This is a genomic window from Devosia sp. 63-57, from assembly GCF_001899045.1.
Lineage (GTDB): Bacteria > Pseudomonadota > Alphaproteobacteria > Rhizobiales > Devosiaceae > Devosia > Devosia equisanguinis.
This window is the reverse complement of the sequence record NZ_MKUY01000005.1, coordinates 215702-240505: the sequence shown is the minus strand read 5'-3', so window position 1 is coordinate 240505 and position 24804 is coordinate 215702. Positions and strand designations below refer to the sequence as shown.

Sequence of the window (24804 nt, the reverse complement as noted above, 5' to 3'; positions counted from 1 at the left end):
TGATGGTGTTTACATCGTCTCGTATGTTCAGTATGCACTGAACGAAATGAAGCAAGGTTCGCCATGGCCGCCGTCGACCGGTTTATCGAAGAGATGGGACTGGTGCTCCAGGATAGTGGAGCGCCGCGCATTGCCGGGCGGATTTTCGGGCTGCTCCTGGCCGAGGGCCGCGAAATGAGCCTCTCCCAGATCAGTGAGCGGCTCGGCGTCAGTCGAGCCAGCGTCAGCACCAATACGCGTCTGCTGGCCAAGGGCGGGGTGCTCAAGCTCACCACCCGCGCCGGGGATCGGCAGGATTACTACCAGATGGTGCAGTCGCCCTATACCGATATGATCGGCGACGTCGCTACCCGGTTCCGGCGCTATGCCGCCACCATGCAAGCCTGTGCCGCCGCGCTGCGGGCCGAGGATCAGGATGCGGCAAAGCGCATCGATCATCTCACCGGCTTTTACAGCCAGTCGGCAGAAATTCTCGATCAGTGGGCCGAGACGCTGCGTCAGCGTCCACCCCAGGGGGACAGTGAATGACCCAAGTCCATGCCAAGCCCGGATGGGCCCAAAGCCGTTTCGAAAAGGAAAATGCCCGCCGCATCGCCAATGGCGAAAAGCCCAAGCGCCGTATCCTGCGCTGGGTGGTGCTGGGCGTGATCGTCGTGGGGGCCGTCGGCTTCGTGCTGCTGCGCCCGCCTGCCCCTGAGCCGGGGGTTTCCAGCGAAGACACGGCGCCGGTGGTCAAGCAATTGCTGGCCAGCGAAATCGTCGAGATTGCCCCGACGACGCTGAGCCAGACTGTCAAGGTCACCGGCACGCTGGTGCCGGGCCAGCAGTCGGCTGTGGCGTCCATGGCGTCGGGCCGGGTGCTGAGCGTCACCGTGCGGCCGGGCGACACCGTTGCCCAAGGCGCGGTGCTGGCCGAGATCGATCGGGCCACCCTGGCGCTGCAGGTCAATCAGCAGCGCGCCACCGCCGAGGCCACGCGCCTGCAACTGGCATCGGCGCGCCAGCAGCTTGAACGCACCGAGGAACTGGCACGCCAGGGCCTGGCCAGTCCCTCGACACTGGAACAGGCGCGCACCTCGGTTGCGACCTTCGCTGCAAATCTCACAGGGCTCGAAAGCGCCGTCGAAAGCGCCGAAATCGCGCTCGACAATGCCACGGTGCGCTCGCCGCTCGATGGTGTGGTCTCAGTCCGTTCGGTGGAGCCGGGCCAGACGATCAGTGCCGGCACGCCGCTCTTTACCGTGGTCAATCTCGACGCCATGGAATTCGACGCCTCTGCCTCGGTCAATTCCAGTGCGCTGGTCAAGCCGGGCCAGAGTGTTGGCATCACCGTCACCGGGATCGAAGGCAGGACCTTCACCGGCAGCGTCACACGGGTCAATCCGGTGGCGATTTCAGGCACTCGCGCGGTGCCGATCTATGTGTCGATCGAAAACGCCGAAGGTCTGTTGCGCGGTGGCATGTTCGCCACCGGCTACATCACCGTGGCGGAAAAGCGCGATGCCATCGCCCTGCCGGCCACCGCCCTGCGGGAAGATGCCGAAGGCAGCTTCGTGCTGCTGCTCGACAATGGCACGCTGGTCCGCAAACCAGTCACCCCCGGCGCCGAATGGGATCGCGGCCGGGTGCGCGAGGTCGAAGGGCTTGCCACGGGCGAGGTTGTCGTCGCGGCGGCGCTGACGACCCTGGGCGCCGGGGATGCCTATGAAGTGCTGGGGAACTGAGCCATGTTCCTGACCCGCATCAGCGTCAATCATCCCGTCTTTGCCACCATGATCATGGTGGCAATCATGGTCTTCGGCATTTATTCCTATCAGCGCCTGCCGGTGGAGCAATTGCCCGATATCGACCTGCCGGTCGTGGCGGTCGTGGTGTCCTATCCCGGCGCCTCGCCCGAGGCGGTGGAGGCTGACGTCATCGAGCCCATCGAAGATGCGGTCAATACCATTGCCGGGCTCGACACCATCCAGTCCGTAGCCCAGTCCGGCCAGGCGATGATCATCATGATCTTCGATCTCGAGGCCAATTCCCAGCAGAAGGCCCAGGACGTTCGCGACAAGATCGACCCGGTCAAGGCGCGGCTGCCGGCCGGCGCCAATGATCCACAGGTGCTGCGCTTCGATCCGGCGGCCTTGCCGCTGCTGTCGCTGGCGGTCAGTTCCAACACGCTCTCGGACCGCGATCTTACCGCGCTCACCAAGGATGTCATCGCCAAGCGCCTGTCCAATATCGATGGGGTGGGCAGCGCCAGCGTCGTCGGCGGGGTGCCGCGCCAGCTCAACATCAATATCGACCCCGATCGCCTCTCAGCGTTCAATATCAGCCCCGGGGCAGTGGTTTCGGCGTTGCAGGCGGCCAACAAGGATCTGGCGGCGGGCGCCATCACCCAGGACAGCATCGTGCGCTCCATCCAGGTGCTGGGACGGCTCGAGGACGAGCAGGATTTTTACAACATCACCGTGGGCAATCAGGGTGGGCAGGCGGTGACCCTGCGCGACGTCGCCACCATCGAGGACGGCACCGGCGAAGCCACGAGCCTGGCCATCCTCAATGGCGAGCGGGCGCTGGCCATCGACATTCTCAAGACCCAGGGCGCCAATACGGTCGGGGTGGCCGCTGAAATCCGCCGCACCATCGAGCGGCTCGAGGCCACCGAACTGCCCAAGGATGCGGTCAAGATCCAGGTGGTGGTGGACAATGCAAAACCGGTCGAGGATTCCTTCCACGCCGTGCAGAACATGCTGGTGGAAGGCGCGGCGCTGGCGGTGGTCATCGTCTTCGTGTTCCTCAATTCCTGGCGCTCGACCATCATTACCGGCCTCACGCTGCCGATCTCGATCATCGGCACCATGGTGGCGTTGCATGTGATGGGCTTTTCGCTCAACACCATGACCCTGCTGGCGCTGTCTCTGGCCGTCGGCATTCTCATCGACGACGCCATCGTGGTACGCGAAAACATCACCCGGCACCTGCATATGGGCAAGACGCACCGCCAGGCGGCGCTGGATGGCACCAATGAAATCGGCCTGGCGGTGATGGCGACGACGCTGTCCATCGTCGCGGTGTTCCTGCCCGTGGCCTTCATGGACGGGATCATGGGCCGGTTCTTCCTGCAGTTCGGCGTTACCGTCTCGGTGGCGGTGCTGATCTCGCTCTTCGTCGCCTTCACCCTCGACCCGATGATGTCGAGCGTCTGGTACGACCCCGCCGCCAATCCCAATGCCAAGCGTGGGCCGATCGGCAAGGCCGTGCAGCAATTCGACCGACTGTTCGAGTGGATCACCGAAGGCTATCGCCATCTCATCCGCTGGGGGCTGAAATTCCGCAAGACCGTGCTCTTGATCGCGCTGTTGTCGCTGGTCGGCTCGGTGCTGCTGTTCCCGCGTGTCGGGGTCGAGTTCATGCCCGCCACCGATACCGGTATCTTCACCATCAAGGTGGAGACCCCGGCCGGCTCGGCCAAGGAATATACCGCCAGCAAGCTGCGCCAGGCCGAGGCCGTGGTGCGCAGTTTCCCAGATATCGAAACCACCTATTCGACCATTTCCGGCAGTCTTGCCGCCTCCGGCTCCAATAGCGGCACGCTCACCGTCACCATGGTCGACAAGACCGAGCGCAGTTCCACGCCCAGTGAGCTGATGCCGCGGGTTCGCCGGGCGCTCGAAGCGGTGCCGGGCGCCGAATTCGAGGTCTCGGTGGCCTCCAATCTGGGGGCGGGCACGGCACCGGTCTCGGTGACGCTTTATGGCGACAGCATCGTGGTGCTCGAGCGGCTCTCCGAACAGCTGATGGCCGATATGCGCCGCATCGACGGGTTGATCGACGTGTCGTCGAGCCTTGACGACGCCGAGCCGGTGGTGGGTATCCGGGTCAATCGCGAGCTCGCCGATAGTCTTGGCGTCTCCATGGGCCAGATCGCGGCCACTCTGGGGCCGCTGATCAGCGGCGAGAATGTCGCCGACTGGACCGCGAAGAACGGGCAGGTCTATTCGGTGGTGGTGCGGCTGCCGCAGGATCTGCGCAACGATGTCGATGCCATCGGCAATCTGCCGATCGCTCAGTCCGGGGCCACCGGTTCTGCGGGCATGATCACGCTGGGGCAGGTGGCCGAGGTGGTGGAAAGCACCGGTCCCTCGACCATCAACCGGCAGGACCTGCAGCGCGGCGTTACCATCTCCGCCAATGTCGAAGGGGTGGAACTGGGGGCGGTCGCCCCGCAATTGCAGGCGGCTCTGGCGCGGATCGACTTCCCTGCCGGCTATCGCAGTTCCTTTGGCGGGGAGGTCGAACAGATCGCCGATACCATGGGCACGGTCGGCTCGGCGCTGCTGCTGGCCGTCATCTTCATCTATCTGGTCCTGGCGAGCCAGTTCGGCAGTTTCCTCCAGCCGCTGGCCATTATGGGCTCGCTCCCCCTCGCCATTATCGGGGTGATGGTGGGGCTGCTGATCGGTGGTTCGACCCTCAACATGTTCTCGGCCATCGGCTTCATCATGCTGATGGGGCTCGTGGTCAAGAACGCCATTCTGCTGGTCGACAATGCCAACCAGCATGTGCGCGAGGGCTGGAATCTCTATGACGCACTGGTGGAGGCCGGGGTCACCCGCTTCCGCCCAATTATCATGACCACGCTGGCCATGATCTTCGGCATGCTGCCGCTCGCCCTCAATCTGCACGAAGGCAGCGGGCAGAACGCGCCTATGGCCCATGCGGTGATCGGCGGGCTGATCAGCTCGACGGCACTGACCTTGCTGGTGGTGCCGGTGCTCCTGACCTATATCGACCGCTTCAGTGTCTTCATGCGCCGCATCATGCCCAAGGCCCCCGACGATATGGAGCATGCCGCCCCGGTGGAGGCGGATAGCCAAACTTGAAACACTAAAAGCTCAGGCCACCACCGACTTGCGGTAGCCTTGGGGCATGCGGCGCTCGGCGATGCGGGCGCCTTTGCCATAGGCGCCGATGGCGCCGTCGACTGTGCCCTGGCGACGGGCGCGTTGCGGGGGCAGGCGGTCGCGCGCGGCGATCAGCTGGCTGACAAAGGCGGCGGTGGGGGCAGTGCGGGCCAAAGAGGGACGCGCGCCATTGGCCTCGATCAACGTGGGCAGGCCCACAAGGCTATTGTCCCGGTCTGTGTCGTTCTCGGTCAGTCCGTGCATCGACTGTTCCATTTTGGGCCGCCCTGGTCCGGAATGGACCAGACACCACGGCATCATGACCCTTCAGGGGCAATCGCCGTGCCAGATGGTAACGATTTGTTAACGAAAGGCGATGGCGATCAGTTGCCTCTTCACAGGGAAAGCGCTGCGGGGAACCAACGTCACCACGCGCCTCATGTTCCGCAGAAGTGATCAGCCAACCAGGAACTGCGGTGGCAGGTCGGTCATTGCTCGGCGGTAGCTCCGCGAGGCTGTGCCATGTTTCCACTGCGACCGCTTTATGACCGGATGCGCGCCGACGAGATCGCGCCCGCTCCCAGCCTGTCCTACTGCTCCGATGACGGCCCGGGCTGGCGCCGCCTGCGCCGCGGCACCGGTTTTTCCTATGTAGACGCCGATGGAGCGCGGCCCGACGCGCGGGACCTCCAGCGCATCAAGGCGCTGGTCATTCCGCCAGCCTGGCAGGATGTGTGGATCTGCAAAGACGCGAGCGGCCATATCCAGGCCACCGGTCGCGACGAGCGCGGCCGCAAGCAATATCGCTATCATGCCGATTGGACGCAGCACCGCAGCGCCACCAAGTTCGAGACGCTGGCCGCCTTCGCCGCGGCGCTGCCGACCCTGCGGGCACAGGTTGAGGTGGATTTGCGCCGCCGCTCACTGGGCTATGAGCGCGTGGTGGCCTCGGTGGTCTGGTTGCTCGATAACAGCCTGATCCGCGTCGGCAATCCCAGCTATGCGCGCGACAACAAGAGTTTCGGACTGACGACATTGCGCAATCGCCATGTCGAGATTTCAGGCAGCACGCTGCATTTCCGCTTCAAGGGCAAATCGGGCAAACACTGGCGGCTGCAACTGGCCGACCGACGCATCGCCCGACTGGTGCGCTCCCTGCAGGACCTGCCGGGGCAGCATCTGTTCAAATATGAGGGCGAGGAGGGGCATCACGCTATCTCCTCTCGCGATGTGAACGCCTATATTTCGAGCTTTGCCGGGCCTGGCTTTACCTCCAAGCATTTCCGCACCTGGGCGGCCACGGTGCGCGCTTTTGGCCTGTTCGAAGCCACTGAACGCCCCGAGACCAAGTCGGGCCAGGCCCGCACCGTCAATGCCATCATCGACCAGGTGGCGGCGCGGCTGGGCAATACCCGAACCGTCTGCCGGCAATGCTATGTGCATCCGGCGGTGCAGGAGCATTGGCAGCAGGGTCAATTGCGCCGCTCCGGCCGGCTCAAGCCGGTCGAGATGCTCGACCTAGATGAGGTCGAGACCCTTCACTTTCTGCGGCGTCTGGGGCGGGGGTAAGAGGGCGATCGCATATGGCCACGGACTCTCCTCCCCTTGAGGGGCTTCGACCCGTGCCGGAGGCAAAATCGCTCCAGTGGAGCGATTTTCGTTGAGAAGGCCATTCGAGCTACGCTCGAACGGACTGGGAATGAGGGTGGGGGTGCTGAACCATCCGGGAATCTGTTCGTTGATTGGAGTTTGCTGAACCTGCAGCACCCCACCTAACCTCCCCCTAAAGGAGGGGGAGGGAGTCCCGTCAGTGCTTTTGGCTAGAATTTGCCTGGAACGCGATATGGCTCCTCCCCCTTCTTCAGGGGGAGGTTGGGTGGGGGTGGGCAGCCCGCTCCAACCCACATGCGCTAAAGGTGGAGGGGAGCAGCAGCCGACGCCCCGCGCGCCCCCAAATCAAAAATTGTCCTTGCCCTTGCGGATGGCGGCGAAGACTTCGGCGGGGTCGGCGCCTTCAAGGCCATAGTGTCGGGCCAGTTCGGGGGCGTCGGCGCGCATGAAGGGGTTGGCTCTCTTGTCCTCGCCCAGAGTGAAGGGAATGGTGGCCCGGCCGGCCAGCCGCAGCGCCTTGACCTCGTCGGCGCGCTTTTGAAGCACGGCATTGTCCGGATCGATGGAGAGGGCGAAGCGGGCATTGCTCTCGGTATATTCGTGGCCGCAATAGACCAGCGTATCGTCCGGCAGCGCGCGCAGGCGCTTGACGCCTTCCCACATCGGGCCGGGCGTGCCCTCGAACATGCGGCCCACGCCCAGCGAGAACAGCGCATCGGCGGAGAACAGGTGCCCGCCCTCGGCATTGTAGAACACCACGTGTCCCAGCGTGTGGCCGGGGGTGGCCATCACTGCAAAGCTGGTGTCGCCGAGTTCGATCGTGTCACCGTCGCCTACCAACTCGTCCAGCCCCTCGATCTTGTCGGCTTCATCGCGCGGGCCGACCACGCGGGCGCCGAAGGCGGCCTTGAGCTCGGCAATGGCCTCGACATGGTCGATATGGTGGTGGGTGATGAAAATGTCGGTCAGCGTCCAGCCACGGTGGGTGAGGGCGTTGCGGATGGCGGCGGCTTCGGGGGCGTCGATGGCGGCGGTGCGGCCACTGGCCTGGTCATGCACCAGATAGCCGAAATTGTCGCTGCGGGCGGGAAAGACATCCACGATCAGGGCCATCTTCATCTCCTTGGTTCTGCGGTTTGCCCGCAAGCTAGGGAGTGGGCGGGCGCAATACAACCTTGGATTGGACAAGTTCACGGGGCTTTGGCACAGTCCCAGCCATGACCAGCGATGTTTCGCGCCTCATCGGCTACTACAAGTCCCCCCTGGGCCGCATTTCGCGGGCGCTGGTGCGTGAACAGGTCATGGCCCTGGCCGGCGATGTGCGCAGCAAGCGGGTGCTGGGGCTGGGTTTTGCCACGCCCTATCTGCGATTCGCGCTCGAACCGGCCGAGCGCGTGCTGGCCTTCATGCCGGCACGCCAGGGGGCCTCGGCCTGGCCGCGCGAGGGCCCGTCCTGCACGGTACTCTGCGATCCGCTGGAGATGCCGCTCACCGATGCGGCGATCGATCTGACCATTGCCATCCACGCTCTCGAGCATGTCGCCGATGCCGAAGAACTGATGCGCGAGCTGTGGCGCGTGACGGCGCCCAATGGGCATCTGGTGTTGGTGGTGCCGCGCCGCCGTGGTATCTGGGCCCAGCGCGACAATACCCCGTTCGGGCAGGGCAATCCCTATTCCGGCGGGCAGTTGGAAAAACTGCTGCGCGATCATAGCTTCGTGCCCGAGGCCTGGCGCGATGCCCTGTTCGTGCCGCCGGTGCAATCGGGCCTGGTGCTCAAATCCACCCGCTTTTTCGAGCGCTTCGGGCGCCTGTTCGGGCCGGCAATGAGCGGGGCGATCTGCGTGCGTGCCCGCAAGGAGGCGTTTCCCGCCATTCCCCGGCGCAAGCGCGCCGAGCGCTATGTGCGCCTGCCGGGCCTGTCGGCGGCGACGGCCCGCAACGCATAGAGGCTTTGCCTTTAGGGCGCGGTTTCACTATGGTCCGCGCGGCTTTCCCTGCCCTTTCGCGAAGACCATCATGTCCGAAACCGTCCGCCCCACACCGCAGCCCGGTATTCTCGATATTGCGCCCTATATGCCGGGCAAGTCCGGCAAGCCGGGCAGCAATGCGATCAAGCTCTCGGCCAATGAATCCCCGCTCGGCGCCAGCCCTAAGGCGATCGCCGCCTTTGCCGCCGCTGCCGAAAAGCTCGAAATCTATCCCGAGGGCACGTCGCGCCTGCTGCGCGAGGCGCTGGGCGAAGTGCATGGCGTCGATCCCGATAGCATCGTCTGCGGCAATGGCTCGGATGATCTCTTGCACCTGTTGGCCCAGGTCTATCTGGGGGAAGGCGACGAAGCGGTGATGAACCGCTACGGTTTTTCGGTCTATCCGATCATCACCAGGGCGACCGGCGCCCAGATTATCATGGTCGACGAGCGTGACTATTGCGCCGATGTCGATGCGCTGCTGGCGGCGGTAACGCCCCGCACCAAGGTGGTCTGGCTGGCCAATCCCAACAATCCCACCGGCACCTATCTCAATGCAGACGAGGTGGCGCGGCTGCATGCCGGTCTCCGCCCCGATATCCTGCTCGTCATCGACAGTGCCTATGCCGAATATGTGACGGCCGCTGACTATTCGGTGGGGCTTGATCTGGTCGGCGCGCATCAGAATGTCGTCATGGTGCGCACCTTCTCCAAGATGGGCCTGGCGGCGGCGCGCATCGGCTGGATGGTGGGGCCCGACCATGTGGTCGACGCCATCAACCGCATTCGCGGCCCGTTCAACGTCAATCTGCCGGCGCAACTGGCCGGGGCCGCCGCGACCCGCGACACCGCCTTCACGCAAAGTTTGCGCGACTATAATGCACGCTGGCGCGACTGGCTCACCGCCGAGCTCCACTCCAACACCATGCGCGTCATCCCCAGCCAGGCCAATTTCATCATGGTGCTGTTCGACACCCCCGAGATTGCCGCAGCGGCGTTTAAGACCCTGGTCGAGGCCGGCTATATCGTGCGCGAGATCGGCGCCTCCTATGGCATTGCCAATGGGCTGCGCATTTCCATTGGGCCGGAGGCGGCCATGCAGGGTGTCGCCAAGGTGCTCAAGGCATTCGGGGGCGCACAATGAGCGCACAGTTTCGCAAGCTCGCTTTGATCGGCATCGGTCTCATCGGCTCCTCCATTGCCCTGGCGGCGCGGCGGCAGGGGCTGGTGGAAGTGATCTCCATCGCCACACGGCGCCAGGAAACGCTCGATGAAGCCCGCGAATTGAACCTGGGCGACATCTATACGCTCGACCCGGCCGAAGCGGTGCGCGGCGCCGATCTCGTCATTCTCTGCGCCCCGGTCGGGGCCTATGCGGCGCTGGCCGAAGCCATCGCGCCGGCGCTGGAGCCGGGCGCCATCGTCTCCGATGTCGGCTCCGTCAAGGAGCATGTGGTCAAGGTCGTCGGCCCGCATGTGCCTGCCGGGGTGCATTTCATTCCCGGCCACCCCATTGCCGGCACCGAGCATTCCGGCCCCTCTGCCGGCTTTGCCGAACTGTTTGCGGGGCGCTGGTGCGTCCTCACCCCCACCGCCGGCGTGCCGCAGGCGGCGACTGACAGGCTCGTCGGCTTCTGGCAGGCCATGGGCTCGATGGTGGAATGCATGGATGCAGCCCATCACGACATGGTGCTGGCCATTACCAGCCATATTCCGCACCTCATCGCCTATAATATCGTCGGCACAGTGTCCGATCTCGAAGCCGATACCAAGTCCGAGGTGATCAAGTTCTCCGCCTCGGGCTTCCGTGACTTCACCCGTATCGCCGCCTCCGATCCGGTGATGTGGCGCGACGTGTTCCTCACCAATCGTGATGCGGTGCTGGAAATGCTCGGCCGCTTCAACGAAGACCTATCACGGCTGCAGCGCGCGGTGCGCACCGGCGACGGCCCGGCGCTCGAAGCCCTCTTCACCCGCACCCGCGCCATCCGCCGCTCGATCATCAATGCCGGCCAGGAAACCGCCGCCGCCGATTTCGGCCGCCCCCACGAACAGCCCCCCACCCCCGAACCCACCCCAGTCCGCGACCACGGCGGCGGCGACGACGCGTAGCAGAGGCCGCGGGTTCGGGCTTTGCCTGGACCATTGCAAACTGAGGTGCACTCAGGGCTCTTTTGCCTCCCTTTCCTCAAGGGGGAGGGGCGATGGAGCCGCATCAACCAGAACGTGAAAGCTCTAGGGGAGGCGCGCCTTCCCCACCTTTTGGAGAGGGAAGGGCAGAAGCCAGGATCGCAACGCATTTTCAAGGCCAGGCGGTGGAGTGCGGCGGTGGTCAGGCTGAGTGTTCGATGCCGAAAAGCGCGGGGTCGACGGCGAGGTCGGCGAGGCTGTGTTGGTCGAGTTCGGCGATGAAGGCCTTGAGCGCGCGGTTCAGGATGGTCTTGAGGCGGCAGCCGGGGGTGATGCGGCAGCGGTTGTCGGCGGCGAAGCATTCGACCATGGCGAAATCGGGCTCGGTGGCGCGCACCACTGCGCCCAGATTGATCTCGGCGGCGGGTCGGGCCAAGGTCAAGCCGCCGGAGCGACCGCGCACGGCGCGCAGATAGCCTTCGCGTGTCAGAAGATTGGCGACCTTCATCAGGTGGTTGCGGGAAATGCCATAGACGTCGGAGGCCTCTTCAATGGTGACGAGGCGCTCGCCATTTGTGGCGGCATAGATCAACAGGCGCAGCGCATAGTCGGTGAACTGGGTGAGGCGCATGGCAGTCCTGACCGTGACATTTCTGACATCAAGATCGGCCTGATTGTGGCCAAGTACAATGGTGTTGGACTGCACTACGTTGTCGCAGCGCCCACCGTCCTTTTAGGCCGAAGGCGAATTCTTGGGCCGGTGCGGGTGGAATTTTATCCCCTTGAGCAGGAGGCGCAGCGCTTCCCAGTGAATGCCCAGGGTCACCTTCAGCGTCATCAGTGGATGGCTGAAGAAGAGGCCAAACAGGGTTCTGTCGGTGAACTCGTGCCGCTTGCCGGCAAAGGCGGCGTAGAGAAGCCGCTCGCCTTTTTCCGTCTCGTCGATGGCCACCCGCACCTTCTCGCCCGGTTCGAGGATGGAGAAGGCATATTGGCAATCCATGCCGATGAAGGGGGAGACGTAAAAGGTCTTGCTGCATGTCTGCTCGGCGCCCGCCGGTAGCACATAGGTGTGGCGCTCGCCGAAGGTGTTGTGCACCTCGTAGATGGTGGCGATGCTCCTGCCCTCGCCATCGGCGCAGAACCAGACGGTCAGCGGGTTGAACACATAGCCCAGAATGCGCGGATAGCAGAGCAGGCGAATGCTGGTTGGTTCGGGCAGGCCATGCGCGCGTAGCTGGGCGAACACCCAGTCGCGAGGGGTCTGGCCATGGCCGTGATCGGCATCGCGAAACGAGAACAGAGAAGGCCGGTTGTGCCCGAAAAGGCGCAGCTGGTTGAGCCGAGGCAAGTCGTCGAGATCGATCAGCAGCGAGAACACGCGATAGCGCAGCGCGTGCTTTTTGGGCCGATGCCGCTGGTGCACCACATGGCCGACATAGATGGCCGAGGCGGTGGTCACGCGACCATCGCCGGGATGGGGGCTAGGGTGATGCGGTTCGAAGGATTGGCCAGCATCCAGGGGCGGGCGGGTGCGCCCATGTCCTCGGCGGCGGCCAAGCCAGCCTGCAGACCATCCTCGTGGAAACCGCGGCCGAAATAGGCGCCGCAATACCAGGTGCGGTTCTGACCCTGCAGGCGCCAGAGATTTTCCTGCGCTTCGATGGCGCGGGTGTTGAAAAGGGGATGGGTATAGTCGAAGCGGGCCACTTCACCCTCCGGATTGCCCGGCGGGTTGAGGGTAACGAAGAGATCGCGCCCGGGCAGGTGCTGCAGCTTGTTCATCCAGTAGCTGACGCAGAGCGGGGCCTCCTTCTCCTCGCCCATGGCGATGTAGTTCCAGCAGCACCAGACCTTGCGACGGCGCGGCATATAGCTGGCATCGCTGTGCAGCACCGCAATATTGCGGGTATATTCGAAGGCCCCGAGCAATTCGCTTTCGAGCGCAGTCGGCTTGTCGAGCATTTTCAGGGCCTGGTCGGCATGGGCGGCGATCAGGATCTGGTCGAAGCGGTCGGTATTGCCCTTGCCGTCGCGTATGGTCACGCCGGTGGCATCGCGCTCGACCGAGGTCACCGGGCTCGAGAGGCGCACTTCGCCTGAGAACTGGTTCATCAGCGCCCCGATATAGGCACGGCTGCCGCCGGTCACGGTGCGCCAGAGCGGACGCGCGGTCAGCTTGAGCAGGCCGTGGCTTTCGAAGAAGCGCACGAAGGCAAAGAGCGGATAGGCGCGAATATCCTCGGCGGTGGACGACCAGATCGCCGCGGCCATGGGCAGCAGGTGGCCCTCGACGAAGGATCGCGAATAGCGCTGCATGCGCAGATATTCGTCCAGCGTCAGGCCGCGCATGTCGGGCTGATCAAGGACATCGGGGGCTTCGCGGTAGAAGCGGATGAGATCGCGGAGCAGGCTCCAGAAGCGCGGTCGGAAAGCATTACGACGCTGGGCCAGCATGCCAGCGAGGCCTTCGCCGCAATATTCGAAATTGCCCTGTTCCAGCGAGGCCGAGAACGACATTTCGGTGGCCACGCTATCGACGCCGAGATGGGCGAGCATGGCTTGGAAATTGGGGTAATTGGCGTTGTTATAGACGATGAAGCCGGTATCGACCGGACCCGTGCCGTCAACGTCAATGGTGTTGGCATGGCCACCCAGGCGCGCATCGGCTTCATAGAGCACGACATCGGCCGTCTTGGACAATTGCCAGGCGGCCGACAGCCCGGAAACGCCGCTGCCGATGACGGCAATGCGCTGGCGCGGCGGCACGGAGCGGTTGAACGGCTCTGGCGATTGAAACATCTATCTAGTCCCGGTTTCTTTGTAGTAGATACGCGCGAGACGCGCTTTCGGATCATCGCCGGGCCGAATTCTTTTCCCGCCATTGCCGCTGACAAGATTTTCGCTGGTCTGTGGTGATCCGCCCGCCGAAAGGGGGCGTATTAGCCGGCATGACACTGGCAATTTACCCACTGGTCGGGACATGCGAAGATAGCGCGTTCAAGAAACGCCGACGCCCTTTGGCGCGCGCCCAGCATGGAAATCCGCCATTGACAGCAAGCAAGGACAGCGGCCTCACGCCGCCGGCGGATGATATGGCGCCCTATCTGGTGGCCATCGCAGCCCATGCCGACATGGCCGCTTTCGAGGCGCTGTTCGAACAATATAGTCCACGCATCCGCGCCTATATGCTCAAACTGACGCGCAATGGCCAGGCCGCCGAGGACCTGATGCAGGAAACCATGCTGACCATCTGGCGCAAGGCCGGTCAGTTCGATCCGGCGCGCGGTCCGGCATCGGCCTGGATCTTCACCATCGCCCGCAATATCTGGATCGATGCCTGGCGCAAGCAGCGTCGGCCCGAATTCAATCCCGAAGACCCTGCCTTTGTCAGCGAACCGCTGCCCGACGCGGCGCGGGTAATGGAAGACAGGCAAAGCCACGACGCCTTGCACCGGGCGCTCGCAACCCTCCCCAAGGAGCAGGTGGATCTTATCCGCCTGTCTTTTTTCGAAGAGGCTTCCCATAGCACCATTGCCAAACAGCTTGGCCTGCCGATCGGCACGGTCAAATCCAGAATCCGCCTGGCCTTCGGGCGCCTTAGAACGGCGCTGGAGAGCTTGAGATGAGCATCAAACACCATTTGAGCGACGAGCTGCTGGTCGAATATGCCGCCGGCCACCTGGCCGAGGGCTGGTCCATTGCGGTGGCCTGCCACCTGGCCATGTGCCCCGATTGCCGGGCGCGGCTGGCGCTGGCCGAAGCCGCCGGCGGGGCGGTGATCGACACGATTGCCCCCGTTGCGGGCCCGGCCAATGCCTGGGAGCGGATGCGTGCACGGCTCGATGACGCACCCAGGCAAGTGGCGCCACCGATCGCGCGCAAGCGCCCTGCTCATGCGGTCATTCCCGAGCCGCTGCGCAGCTATGTGGGCGATATCGACGCGCTCAAATGGCGCAGCATCGGCACGGCCCATCAGGTGCTGATCCCCACCGGCGACCGGGAAACCCAGGTCAGGCTGCTGCGCATTCCCGCCGGCAAGCCGGTGCCCGAGCACAGCCATGGCGGGCGCGAGCTGACCCTGGTGCTGACGGGCAGTTTTCATGACGAGGTCGATCATTTTGGCCCCGGCGATATCGAAGAGGCGGATGGCGAACTGACGCATCAGCCGGTGGCGGACAAGAGCGAGGACTGCATCTGCCTCGCCGTGACCGATGCGCCGCTGCGCTTCAGCAGTCGCCTGGTGCGCCTGGTTCAACCATTCCTGGGGATTTGAGGAGGACGCGATGCTGGCCGGTTATTCCCTGATGACGTTCATTGCCGCCTATATCGGGTCGGCCGTCGTGTTCTTCGCGCTGGATTTCGTCTGGCTATCCTTCGTCGCATTGGGGTTTTACCGGTCCGAGATCGGGCATGTGCTGCTGGAGCGGCCGAACCTCGTGCCGGCGGCGGTGTTCTATCTGTTCTATGTGGTCGGCGTCGTTTTCTTCGCAGTGCTGCCGGCGCTCAACAACCAGTCCTGGCTCTGGGCGCTCCTCGCCGGTATCGGGCTGGGGCTTATCGCCTATGGCACCTATGACATGACCAACCTGGCCACCATCAAGGACTGGTCCTGGAAGGTGAGCCTGGTGGATGTGCTGTGGGGCGGCTTCCTGACCGGCATTTCGGCAATGGCCGGCTATTGGGTGGCGCGCTTCACCCTTTAAGCCGGCCCGCGAGGGCAAACGCGATGGCGTGGGGCAGGCGTGCCAGAAGCCGCAGCGGCCAGATCAGCCGGCGCGGAAAGGCGATTTCGAAGCGCTTGCCATCCAGCCCCTTGATGATGCGGGCGGCTGCATCCTCCACTTCCAGCATGGCCGGCATGGCAAAGGTGTTCTGATCGGTCAGGCGGGTGCGCACGAAGCCGGGGGTGACCAGGCGCGTATCGACTGCAGGCCACAATTCGCTGCGCAGGCTTTGCGCCAGATTGACGATGCCCGCCTTGGTGGCCGAATAGACCTGCCCATTGGGCAATCCGAAAATTGCCGCCGCTGAGCCGAAAAGCACCAATTGCCCGCCTTGGCGCAGGCTGGGGACGGCGGCGCGCACGGCGTTGAACGTGCCGCCGAGATTGGTCGCGAAGATCTTTGCCGCCTTGTCGGCATCGGCCTGCATGACCGGGCCGGGATCGTAGATGGCGGCGGTGACGATAACCCGCTCGAAGGGGCCGAACTGGCGCGCCACGCGCTCGAGACTTTCCCGATCGCCGATATCGGCCTCGGCGCCACTATGGCCGGGGCCGAGTTTGGCCACCTGCTGGTCGAGGGCGGCCTGGTCGCGGCCGGAGAGCACCAGGGTCGCGCCGCGTTGGGCATAGGCTTCGGCCAAGGCGGCGCCGATGCCGGCACTGCCGCCAATGATCCAGATTTTCTCGTTGCTGCCAGCCATGATCTCGTCTCCGCTTTTCCCGATATACGGTCCAACGGGACGGATGGATGCGTCTGGTGGCGAAAAACCCTGAGGCGTTGCCGGTCAGGCCGTCGCCATGGCCAGCGGATCTGCGCCGAAAATGGCCGCATGGCCGCCCGAGAGCAGCCAGATGGTGAGGGCAAGGGCGATGATAAAGCCGATGATCATAGCCCGGTCGATCCGCAGCCTCGCGCGGCCGGCGACGACGGCGGCAAAAGGCACAATCGAGGTGGTGGCGGTGATCTCATTCCAGGCTGGATTGCGTTTGCTGCCGCGCCGCTCGGCCATCAGCATGCCGAAAAGCGCAAACAGGCCGAAAACGCCGAACAGCATGAGGCTGCGCAGATCGCCATTGGCGACGAGATGGCCAAAAGCCCAGAACAGGAAGCCCCAGAGCACGGGGTGGCGGGTCACCGTGGTTATGGCGCCATAGGCCGCGTCGCCGCGCCGGAAGGTGATGGAAGCCGGATTGGGGCTGACCAGCCCGGTGACCAGCAGGAACAGGGCGATGGGCGAGGCCATGAGCGCCAGCCAGGCCTGCCAGGGCGCCGGGTCCCAGAGCGGCACATAGTCGAGCCGGAAGGCGGCGTGGAACACCCAGCCCAATGTGGTCAGCGAGACAAGTGAGTAGAGCACGAGATAGGCGCGGCGGCCCAGGCGCTCGACCAGAACCGTGCGGATGGCGGGAATGGCCGGCACCGAATGCAGAGCGAGAAACACGGCCAAGGCCAGGAGGAACTGGGTCAATTCGGGGCTCCGCTCGCGGGGGGAATCGCATCGAGCAGGATAAGCAGATCCTGTTCGCTGCGCACATGCCGTCGCACGCTCTCGAAGAAGGCGCGCAGGAGATAGCCGGTGGCATCGGGCGACAGCAGCGGCTGTCGTCCGTTGAGAGAGACAAGCACTTCGGCCAGTTCGAGCGCCGATTGGGTATCGGCATCGTGCTCCTGGCGCAGGCGCTGAGCGAGGCGACGCAATTCCGGCTTGGGGGACATGGCGAGCGCAGGCAGCAGCGCCAGTTCTTCTTCGGCATGTGTGTCGGCCAAGCTGGCCAGGATCGCCTTTGCCAGGGCCTTGGTTTCGGCGGCGGTGACCCTGCCGGGCAGGCGATCGGCAATGTCCTCAAGCTGATCGCAAAGTTGCAGCAGCTGGCCATAACAGCGCTGCAACGCCGCCCAGCGGCCGGGTTCGGTTGGCTGGAGCGCGATCATGAAGGTTTGTCGGGGCGCGGCACATCCTCGTCATAGAGGATGCGTTCGGAGGCGCCGTCGAGGTCCTCATATTGCCCGGCCCGCAGGGTCCAGAGAAAGACGACGAGGCCGATAAAGCCCAGAATGATCGAGATGGGAATGAGATAGAAGAAATCGTTCATGCTGTAGCCGCCTCTCTGGGGGCCCTGACCCGGTTGCCGAAGGGGTGCCATCCCAGGCGCAGGGCATTGACCACCACGACCACCGAGGATGCCGACATGGCGATGGCGGCCATGAAGGGATTGACCAGCCCGGCAATGGCGATGGGCAGGGCAATGGCATTGTAGAGCAAGGCGAGGACAAGGTTCTGCCGCACCAGTTGGCGCGCCTCGCGGGCCACGGCAAGGGCGGTGGGGATGGCGGTGAGATCGTTGCGCAGGAATACGAAATCCGCGGCGTTGCGGCCGATATCGATGGCGCTGGCCGGGGCCATGGACACATGGGCGCGGGCCATGGCCGGGGTGTCGTTGAGCCCGTCGCCCACCATGAGCACGACACGGCCGCACTGTTCGAGGGCAGTGATGCGCGCCAGTTTTTCCTCGGGCAACAGCCCGCCTTCGCTGTTTATGCCCAGTTTGGCTGCCAACTGCGACACCAAAGCCGGGCGATCGCCGGACAGCACCAGCGTCTGGTAGCCCAGCCGATGCAGGCGCTCGGCAGAGGTCGCCGCCTGAGGTCGCAACTGGTCTTCGAAGGCAAAGGCGGCGCAGAGTTCGCCGTTTCGGGACAGGACGGTGCCGGCTTCGCTCCCGTCCTTGGGGCCCGACCAGCCCATGCGGCCGAGGCGATAGAGCCGCCCATCGAGCCGCGCTTCGACGCCGAGGCCGGGATGCTCGGTCACATCCTGCCAGTCGAGGTCGGGCGTCGCGGCAAAGGCATGGGCGATGGCGATCGAATAGGGATGGCGCGAGCGGGCGGCAAGGCTGGCGGCAATGCCGAGACTGCCCGGCTCGGCGAGGCTGGCAAGGGGGCGGGCGAGGCCGGTGGTCAGCGTGCCGGTCTTGTCGAAGACGACGGTGTCGACCTCGGCCAATCGCTCCAGCGCCGCCCCGTCCTTGACCATGATCCCGGCTTCGAACAGGCGCTTGGCCGCCACCACCTGCACCATGGGCACGGCCAGGCCGAGAGCACAGGGGCAGGTGATGATCAGGACGGCAATGGCGATGGTGGTGGCATTGTGCAGGTCGCCGTTGAACACCGTCCAGCCGATAAAGGCCAGGAAAGCGGCCAGATGCACGACGGGCGAATAGAAGGTGGCGGCGCGATCGGCAATGCGGCGATAGCGGTTGCGGCTGGATTCGGCATCGTCGAGCAGCTGCACCAATTGGTTGAGAGTGGAATTCTTCTCGTCGGCAGTGGCGCGAATGGCGATGGCGGCGCTGAGATTGAGCGCGCCGGCCGGTACGGCCTGTCCGGGGCCGGCGGTTTCGGGCAGGCTTTCGCCGGTGAGCAGGCTCTTGTCGATCTCGCTCTGGCCGGTCACCACGTCGCCATCGACGGGAATGCGCTCGCCGGGGCCGACGGCGATCACCATGCCGGGGCGAATCTCGGCCAGCGGCAGGAAGGCGGGGCCGCCCTCGCCCTCCAGCACCAGCGCGCCTGCCGGCGCCAGGCGTGCCAGGCCCTTGACGGCGGTGCGGGCGCGTTCGCGCATGGCATGGTCGAGTGCCCGGCCGATGAGCAGGAAGAAGATCAGCGAGGCGACGGCATCGTAATAGACTTCGGTGCCGGAAAACACGGTGTCGTAGAGGCTGAGCGCGAAGGCCATGAGGATGCCGATGGTGATCGGCACGTCCATATTGGTGTGGCCCGCACGCAGCGCCGTCCAGGCCGACTGGTAGAAAACCCGGCCCGAATAGAGCAGTGCCGGCAGGGTCAGTGCGGCACAGATCCAGTGCAGGATATCGCGCGTCGCTCCGTCGGCGCCGGCCCAGACCGAGCCGGAGAACATCATGATGTTCATCGAGCAGAAGGCGGCAACGGCAAGCGCTCGGATCATCGCCGAAAGTCCGGCATCCTTGCCGGCGTCCTCGAGCGAGAAGAGGTTGGGTTCATAGCCCAATTCGACCATGCGGTGGACCATGGGCGGCACCGTGCCCGCGTCGCGCCAGCGCACGGTGACGCGCTTGCTGGAAAGGTTCACCCGGCTCGAGACCACGCCGGGCAGTGCATCGAGCGCCGCTTCGATGGTGCGGATGCAGCCGCCGCAATGGATGGCCGGGGCAGCGAATTCGGACTGCCGGAGATCGGCCTCGAGCGCCCGGCTGGCCAGGCGCACCTCATTGTCCGAAGGGCCCCGATTGGGCCCCCCGGCAAGGGCTTCGACAAAGGCAGGCGGTGGTGCGCAGCAGGTCATGGTCCGAAATCCGCAGGTGTTGCTCTATTCCTCGCGCACCGCCAGATAGGCGTGCCAGGTGGCGTGGCCGAGCAGCGGGAAGATGATGATCAGTCCCAAAAACCCGGTGAGCAGGCTGACGATCACGAGGCCCACCACCAGAGCGGCCCAGATCAGGGCCGGGCCGAGATTGTTGGTGACCAGCGACAGCGACATGCCCATAGCCGAGAAGGCATCGAGCTTCTGGTCCAGCACCATGGGAATGGAGAAGGCGCCAATGGCAAAGGAGAAGGCGGCAAAGAGCCCGCCTACCGCCGTGCCGACAGCGAGGAGGCCAATGCCCTCGGGCGTGGTCAGCAGCGTCTGGATGATCTGGTCAAAGCCGGGAAAAGCGCGCCAGCCGAAGAACAGGGCATAGAGCAGCACGGCAGCGCGCACCCAGACCAGCATCAGCGTCATCAAGACGGCGCCGACGAAGAACAGATGCATGCCGCCGCGCGGGAACAGCATGTCCCAGAGCGTTACCTTCTTGCGGGCGGCGAGGCGCCGGCTCTTTTCATATAGGCCGGTGGCGAGAAGCGGACCGACCACGAGGAAGCCGGCCAGTGCCGGAAACAGGATCTGGGCCCAGCCATAGGTGAACATCAAAGAGATGATGCCCCAGGAGACGAGAACGACCCCAGAGCCATAGGCGAGGCTTGGCATGGGGTTCGACCAGAGGTCGCGCCAGCCGGCGGCGAGCCAGGCAAAAGGCGCTGACAGGGGCAGATGGCGATTGTGATCGACCGCCCGCGGTGCGGCAGGTTCATAGGGCGGAATGACGTCGGCGGCTTGGGTCATGGCGATTCCGTGAGTTGGGTTGAGCGTCCGATGGGCTGCGGGTCGAGAGCGGAGAACCCCCACCCGGCCTCCCCCTGAAGAAGGGGGAGGAGCAGAGGAGGCGGCGGCTGGGTGGTCCATACCCGGCGCCCGGACTCCCTCCCCCTTCTGCAGGGGGAGGGTTGGGGTGGGGGATCTGAGCGCCGCGGTCAGCATCTGGTTTCTCAACACCCCGACTTGGCGGCGCGGAAATGGTCGGGACTGCCATCGGGCAGCTTGAGGTGATCGACGCAGGCGGGCTGCGAGGAGAAGGCGACATAGACGAGATGGGCATTGGCGAGCAGCAACACGGCAACGATGCCGAGCCCGATCATCCAGCCCACCCGCCAGGTGCGGCGGATGGGAGGGGTTTGGCCCGTTTCGCTCATGGCGTCTTGCCTCGCAGGTCCTGCACGTAGAGCGCCATCATGCGGATCTGGGCGGGCGACAGGCGGCCTTCCCAAGTGGGCATGGTGCCCTGGCGGCCATTGTAGATCGACTGCCGGATCACCGAGCGGGTGCCGCCATAGATCCAGAAATCGTCCATCAGATTGGGCGCGCCGGTATCGGTCGACCCCAGCCCGTCCTCGCCATGGCAGGCGGCGCAATTCTCGGCAAACAGCGTTTCGGCTTCGCTGCGTGTTTCGGGGGCAATGGCCGGGCCGTCATGCAGGGCGACGAGATAATCGGCGAGCTGGTTGATCTGTTCGCCCGACAGCATCTGGTCGCGCCCGAAGGCCAGCATCTGGCCGTAGCGGGTTTCGGGATGCGCAGAATTGATGCCGACGCGGATGGTTTCGGCGATGGCGTCGGTATCATCGCCCCACATCATCGGCGATTGGGCAATATTGGGATAGCCGGGATTGCCCTTGCCTTCGGCACCATGGCAGGCGGCGCAATTGTCCGCGAAGATGGCGGGACCGGCCTGGCGCACCACGGTCATGATGTCCTTGTCGGCGGCCAGGCTGGAAAAGTCCTCGGTGGCGAGGCGATCCATCCAGGCGGCACGCTGCGCATTGGCTTCGGCGAGACTCTGCTTGACCGCCTGATGCTGGTCGACGCCGAGAAGCCCGCGGAAATAGCCGTTGACGCCCGGCCAGGACGGCATGAGCACGGTCCAGACCAGTCCGAACAGCACCATGGAGATGAGGAAGATCCACACCAGGCGCGGAATGGGGGTGTTCAGTTCCTTGATGCCGTTCCACTCATGGCCAGTGGTGACCTGGCCGGTGAATTCATCGCGTTCCTTCAGCGCCATGGCCGATCATCCTCTTCGAGCAGGGGCATTTTGGCAGCTTCATCGAAGCCCTTCTTGTTGGACGGCCAATAGGTCCAGGCGAGGCAGATGGCGCTGAGGCCGAGCAGGTAGAACAGGCCGAAGGACTTGGCGAAACCGACGACTGCTTCATGATCAAAAGGCATTATTCAACCTCCGCCTGCTGGGTGGTGTGGGCGACTTGGGTGAGATTGCCGAGCACCTGCAGATAGGCGACCAGCGCATCCATGTCGGTGAGCGGTCCCTGCTTGCCGTCGAAGGCACGGATATTGGTGTCGGCGCCATAGCGCTCGGCGACGCCGCTGGCTTCCGGACTGTCCGGATTGGCCTGGCCATAGGCGTCGCGGGTGGCATTGGCGATCTGGTCGTCGCTATAGGGTACGCCCACGGCGCGCAGGGCCCTCAGGTGGTCGCCGAGATCGTCGGTCCGCAGTTGGTCGCGCAACAGCCAGCGATAGGCGGGCATGACCGATTGCGGCACCAGATCGCGCGGGTTGTTGAGATGGGTGACGTGCCAGTCATCCGAATATTTGTTGCCCAGCCGCGCCAGATCCGGCCCGGTGCGCTTTGAGCCCCAGAGCTGGGGATGGTCGTAGCTACTCTCCACCGCCAGCGAATAGGGGCCGTAGCGATCGACCTCGTCGCGCAGGGTGCGGATCATCTGGCTGTGGCAGGCATAGCACCCTTCGCGGATGTAGATATTGCGGCCGGCCACTTCGAGCGGGGTATAGACCCGCATGTCCTCGGCCTTTTCCACGGTCTCGTCGATGGTGAAGAGCGGCGCGATCTCGATCAGGCCGCCAATGGAAGCCACGAGGACGATGAAGGCGACGAGGCCGATGGCGCTGCGTTCCAGGCGATAGTGAAATCCAAACATCGGGCTATTCTCCAGCCTGCATGGCGGCGGCCGGCAGGTCGCCCTGGGCGTCCGGCGCGGTGCCGATAGCCGGCATGCGGATGGTCATGATGGTGTTGTAGAGAGCGGTGAGGGCGCCGAGCAGGAACAGGAGGCCCCCGAAGGCGCGGGCGATATAGTAGGGGTGCATGGCCTCGACGGTCTCGATGAACGAGTAGCTGAGCGCGCCGCTCTCGTCATAGGTGCGCCACATCAGGCCCTGGATGACGCCCGAATTCCACATGGCGAAGACGTAGATAACGGTGCCCGAGAGGGCGAGCCAGAAGTGCACTTCGATCAGCTTCGTCGAATAGATGCGCTCGCGCTTGAACATCGAGGGGACCAGCGCATAGAGCGCGCCGAAGGAGATCATCGCCACCCAGCCCAGAGCCCCGGCATGCACGTGGCCGATGGTCCAGTCGGTATAGTGGCTGAGCGAATTCACGGCGCGGATGGCCATGAACGAGCCTTCGAAAGTGGTTATGCCGTAAAAGATCGCCGCCAGCGCCATGAAGCGCAGCACGGCGTCGTCGCGCACCTTGTGCCAGGCGCCATTCAGCGTCAGCAGCGCATTGCCGGCCGAGGCCCAGCTGGGGACCAGCAGCACCACCGAAAAGGCCATGCCAAGGGTCTGCACCCAATGGGGAAGGGCGGTGTAGTGCAGGTGGTGCGACCCGGCCCACATATACATGAAGGTGATGCCCCAGAACGAGACGATCGACAGGCGATAGGAGAAGATCGGTCGGCCGGCGCGCTTGGGCAGGTAGTAATACATCATGCCCAGGAAGCCGGCGGTGAGGAAGAAGGCCACGGCGTTATGGCCGTACCACCACTGGGTCATGGCATCCTGGACGCCGGCGAACAGCGAATAGGATTTCGACGAGCCGAACGAGATCGGCACGGCCAGGTTGTTGACGATGTGCAGGATGGCCACGACCAGGATGAAGGCCATGTAGTACCAGTTGGCCACGTAGATATGCGGTTCCTTGCGGCGGGCCAGAGTGCGCATATAGATGGCGAAATAGACCACCCAGACCACGACCAGCCAGATATCGGCATACCATTCGGGCTCGGCATATTCCTTGGACTGGGTCATGCCCATGAGGTAGCCGCTGGCCGCCAGCACGCAGAACAGGTTGTAGCCGAGCAACACGAACCAGGGGCTGATGGCGTCGGGCAGGCGGGCGCGGGTGGTGCGCTGCAGCACATGGAAGGAGGTGGCGATCAGCGCATTGCCGCCGAAGCCGAAGATCACGCCCGAAGTGTGCACCGGCCGCAGCCGGCCCCAGCTCAGCCAGGCGAGGTCTAAGGTGAAATCGGGATAGGCCAGAAGCAGCGCCACCCAGAAGCCGGCGGCCATGCCCACCACGCCCCAGAGCAAAGTGAGGATGAGGCCGACGCGGGTGGGCGCGTCGTAATATTGAGCCAGTCGCTCGGCGGAGGGTTCGGGCAGGTCGAAGCCGCGGATCAGGGTCACAGTGCCCCACAGGCTCGCCGCTACCACGATCCAGCCATGCACGCCCATCAGGTCGTTGCGCCCGCCGATCGCCATGGCCAAGCCCACGACGATCAGCCCTCCGAGCAGGACGAGGGACGTTACCCTCTCGCTGCGCGTGAAATCAGCCACCATCTCAAATGCCCCCAATCCGGTTCTGCGGTCGCAGAAAGTCCACTTATGGGAGCAAGCCGTAGAGCAAAGTGGCTGGGCTTCTTTGATCCAGATCAAAGATGCTTCTGATGTGCATGTTTTTTTAGGGGGCGTGGCCGTTGCGCAGTTTGCGCCGCGACAAAGTGCGGGCAGCCGCGGCGCGCTAACCTCGCCATCGTCCCGGCGTCCGGCCGCCGCCGGGCGCATGATGCCAGGTGCGGCCAGGATGGATTCAATGTCTCAAGCCAATGCGGAAGCCGATCTCATCGACGTGCGCACCATTCCCCCGCGTGCGCGGCACCCGCAGATTTTCGCCAAGGCCAATGCGCTGGCAGTGGGCGAAAGCTTCGTCATCGTCAATGACCACGATCCGCGTCCGCTGCACTATCAGTTGCAGGCCGAATATCCGGGCCAGTTCTCCTGGACCTATCTCGAGGCCGGTCACGAGGTTTGGCGCGTGGCGCTGGGCCGCGAAAAGGCCGCCTGAG

27 protein-coding genes are annotated in these 24804 nt (G+C 64.4%); 11 read left to right on the top strand and 16 right to left on the bottom strand.

What is annotated here, in order from left to right:
• Positions 1-63 precede the first annotated feature (63 nt).
• From BGO80_RS09430 to BGO80_RS09420, 3 genes are read left to right on the top strand one after another with little or no spacing between them, the layout of a single operon-like run.
• The gene (locus BGO80_RS09430) at positions 64-528 is read left to right on the top strand and encodes a GbsR/MarR family transcriptional regulator (RefSeq protein WP_126151433.1); all 465 of its coding nucleotides are present in this window, start codon (positions 64-66) and stop codon (positions 526-528) included.
• Positions 525-1724, top strand: coding sequence for an efflux RND transporter periplasmic adaptor subunit (locus BGO80_RS09425; RefSeq protein ID WP_286721099.1), 1200 nt, complete (start codon positions 525-527; stop codon positions 1722-1724). The genes BGO80_RS09430 and BGO80_RS09425 overlap by 4 nt, the downstream gene beginning before the upstream one ends.
• A gap of 3 nt (positions 1725-1727) precedes the next feature.
• A complete protein-coding gene (locus BGO80_RS09420; RefSeq protein ID WP_286721097.1) occupies positions 1728-4874 on the top strand; it encodes an efflux RND transporter permease subunit in 3147 nt (1048 codons plus the stop codon).
• Between the two features lie 12 nt (positions 4875-4886).
• Here BGO80_RS09420 and BGO80_RS09415 read toward each other — a convergent pair whose 3' ends face one another.
• Positions 4887-5171, bottom strand: a complete 285-nt coding sequence (locus BGO80_RS09415; RefSeq protein WP_286721096.1) for a hypothetical protein — start codon at positions 5169-5171, stop codon at positions 4887-4889.
• A 246-nt stretch (positions 5172-5417) separates the two neighbouring features.
• On the opposite strand from BGO80_RS09415, the gene BGO80_RS09410 reads away from it, so the two are divergent.
• A complete protein-coding gene (locus BGO80_RS09410; RefSeq protein WP_286721094.1) occupies positions 5418-6464 on the top strand; it encodes a DNA topoisomerase IB in 1047 nt (348 codons plus the stop codon).
• A gap of 387 nt (positions 6465-6851) precedes the next feature.
• Here BGO80_RS09410 and gloB read toward each other — a convergent pair whose 3' ends face one another.
• Positions 6852-7619, bottom strand: a complete 768-nt coding sequence (gene gloB / locus BGO80_RS09405; RefSeq protein ID WP_502686555.1) for a hydroxyacylglutathione hydrolase — start codon at positions 7617-7619, stop codon at positions 6852-6854.
• 104 nt (positions 7620-7723) lie between these two features.
• On the opposite strand from gloB, the gene BGO80_RS09400 reads away from it, so the two are divergent.
• From BGO80_RS09400 to BGO80_RS09390, 3 genes are all read left to right on the top strand, one after another.
• Complete coding sequence (locus BGO80_RS09400; protein ID WP_126149359.1) at positions 7724-8455, top strand: class I SAM-dependent methyltransferase; 732 nt, start codon at positions 7724-7726, stop codon at positions 8453-8455.
• A 70-nt stretch (positions 8456-8525) separates the two neighbouring features.
• Positions 8526-9620 (top strand): histidinol-phosphate transaminase, encoded by a 1095-nt coding sequence (gene hisC / locus BGO80_RS09395; protein ID WP_286721090.1) that lies wholly within the window; start codon positions 8526-8528, stop codon positions 9618-9620.
• On the top strand, positions 9617-10588 hold the full coding sequence (locus tag BGO80_RS09390; protein ID WP_286721088.1) for a prephenate/arogenate dehydrogenase family protein: 972 nt from the start codon (positions 9617-9619) through the stop codon (positions 10586-10588). The genes hisC and BGO80_RS09390 overlap by 4 nt, the downstream gene beginning before the upstream one ends.
• Positions 10589-10808: 220 nt before the next feature.
• Here BGO80_RS09390 and BGO80_RS09385 read toward each other — a convergent pair whose 3' ends face one another.
• From BGO80_RS09385 to BGO80_RS09375, 3 genes are all read right to left on the bottom strand, one after another.
• Entirely contained in the window at positions 10809-11237 is a 429-nt protein-coding gene (locus tag BGO80_RS09385) for an Rrf2 family transcriptional regulator (RefSeq protein WP_286722997.1), read from the bottom strand.
• 102 nt (positions 11238-11339) lie between these two features.
• Positions 11340-12068, bottom strand: a complete 729-nt coding sequence (locus tag BGO80_RS09380; protein WP_286721086.1) for a DUF1365 domain-containing protein — start codon at positions 12066-12068, stop codon at positions 11340-11342.
• Complete coding sequence (locus BGO80_RS09375) at positions 12065-13408, bottom strand: NAD(P)/FAD-dependent oxidoreductase (RefSeq protein ID WP_286721085.1); 1344 nt, start codon at positions 13406-13408, stop codon at positions 12065-12067. Before BGO80_RS09375 ends, BGO80_RS09380 begins: the two co-directional genes overlap by 4 nt.
• 248 nt (positions 13409-13656) lie before the next feature.
• Between BGO80_RS09375 and BGO80_RS09370 the strand changes: the two genes are divergently transcribed.
• Genes BGO80_RS09370 through BGO80_RS09360 form a run of 3 tightly spaced genes read left to right on the top strand, consistent with a single transcriptional unit; the run spans position 13657 to position 15312 of the window.
• On the top strand, positions 13657-14235 hold the full coding sequence (locus tag BGO80_RS09370) for an RNA polymerase sigma factor (protein ID WP_353744203.1): 579 nt from the start codon (positions 13657-13659) through the stop codon (positions 14233-14235).
• A complete protein-coding gene (locus BGO80_RS09365; protein ID WP_286721084.1) occupies positions 14232-14882 on the top strand; it encodes a ChrR family anti-sigma-E factor in 651 nt (216 codons plus the stop codon). The genes BGO80_RS09370 and BGO80_RS09365 overlap by 4 nt, the downstream gene beginning before the upstream one ends.
• Positions 14883-14892: 10 nt before the next feature.
• Positions 14893-15312, top strand: a complete 420-nt coding sequence (locus BGO80_RS09360; protein WP_286721083.1) for a DUF2177 family protein — start codon at positions 14893-14895, stop codon at positions 15310-15312.
• Here BGO80_RS09360 and BGO80_RS09355 read toward each other — a convergent pair.
• The 11 genes from BGO80_RS09355 to ccoN form a co-directional block, all read right to left on the bottom strand.
• Positions 15302-16033: an SDR family NAD(P)-dependent oxidoreductase gene (locus BGO80_RS09355; RefSeq protein WP_286721082.1), complete on the bottom strand. Its 732-nt coding sequence runs from the start codon at positions 16031-16033 to the stop codon at positions 15302-15304. The two genes, BGO80_RS09360 and BGO80_RS09355, sit on opposite strands and share 11 nt — an antisense overlap.
• A gap of 84 nt (positions 16034-16117) precedes the next feature.
• The gene (locus BGO80_RS09350) at positions 16118-16801 is read right to left on the bottom strand and encodes an NnrU family protein (RefSeq protein ID WP_286721081.1); all 684 of its coding nucleotides are present in this window, start codon (positions 16799-16801) and stop codon (positions 16118-16120) included.
• Positions 16798-17265, bottom strand: a complete 468-nt coding sequence (locus BGO80_RS09345) for a hemerythrin domain-containing protein (protein ID WP_286721080.1) — start codon at positions 17263-17265, stop codon at positions 16798-16800. The genes BGO80_RS09350 and BGO80_RS09345 overlap by 4 nt, the downstream gene beginning before the upstream one ends.
• Positions 17262-17426, bottom strand: coding sequence for a cbb3-type cytochrome oxidase assembly protein CcoS (gene ccoS / locus BGO80_RS09340; protein ID WP_126149349.1), 165 nt, complete (start codon positions 17424-17426; stop codon positions 17262-17264). Before ccoS ends, BGO80_RS09345 begins: the two co-directional genes overlap by 4 nt.
• A complete protein-coding gene (locus BGO80_RS09335; protein ID WP_286721079.1) occupies positions 17423-19660 on the bottom strand; it encodes a heavy metal translocating P-type ATPase in 2238 nt (745 codons plus the stop codon). Before BGO80_RS09335 ends, ccoS begins: the two co-directional genes overlap by 4 nt.
• Positions 19661-19684: 24 nt before the next feature.
• On the bottom strand, positions 19685-20479 hold the full coding sequence (locus BGO80_RS09330) for a DUF2189 domain-containing protein (protein WP_126149347.1): 795 nt from the start codon (positions 20477-20479) through the stop codon (positions 19685-19687).
• 203 nt (positions 20480-20682) lie between these two features.
• Complete coding sequence (locus BGO80_RS09325; protein ID WP_286721077.1) at positions 20683-20886, bottom strand: hypothetical protein; 204 nt, start codon at positions 20884-20886, stop codon at positions 20683-20685.
• A complete protein-coding gene (gene ccoP, locus BGO80_RS09320) occupies positions 20883-21755 on the bottom strand; it encodes a cytochrome-c oxidase, cbb3-type subunit III (RefSeq protein ID WP_286721075.1) in 873 nt (290 codons plus the stop codon). Before ccoP ends, BGO80_RS09325 begins: the two co-directional genes overlap by 4 nt.
• A complete protein-coding gene (locus tag BGO80_RS09315) occupies positions 21746-21919 on the bottom strand; it encodes a cbb3-type cytochrome c oxidase subunit 3 (protein ID WP_286721073.1) in 174 nt (57 codons plus the stop codon). The genes ccoP and BGO80_RS09315 overlap by 10 nt, the downstream gene beginning before the upstream one ends.
• Positions 21919-22650, bottom strand: coding sequence for a cytochrome-c oxidase, cbb3-type subunit II (gene ccoO, locus BGO80_RS09310; protein WP_286721072.1), 732 nt, complete (start codon positions 22648-22650; stop codon positions 21919-21921). Before ccoO ends, BGO80_RS09315 begins: the two co-directional genes overlap by 1 nt.
• A gap of 4 nt (positions 22651-22654) precedes the next feature.
• Positions 22655-24298, bottom strand: coding sequence for a cytochrome-c oxidase, cbb3-type subunit I (gene ccoN / locus BGO80_RS09305; protein WP_126149342.1), 1644 nt, complete (start codon positions 24296-24298; stop codon positions 22655-22657).
• Between the two features lie 253 nt (positions 24299-24551).
• On the opposite strand from ccoN, the gene BGO80_RS09300 reads away from it, so the two are divergent.
• Positions 24552-24803, top strand: coding sequence for a DUF2249 domain-containing protein (locus BGO80_RS09300; protein ID WP_126149341.1), 252 nt, complete (start codon positions 24552-24554; stop codon positions 24801-24803).
• Position 24804: the final 1 nt, after the last annotated feature.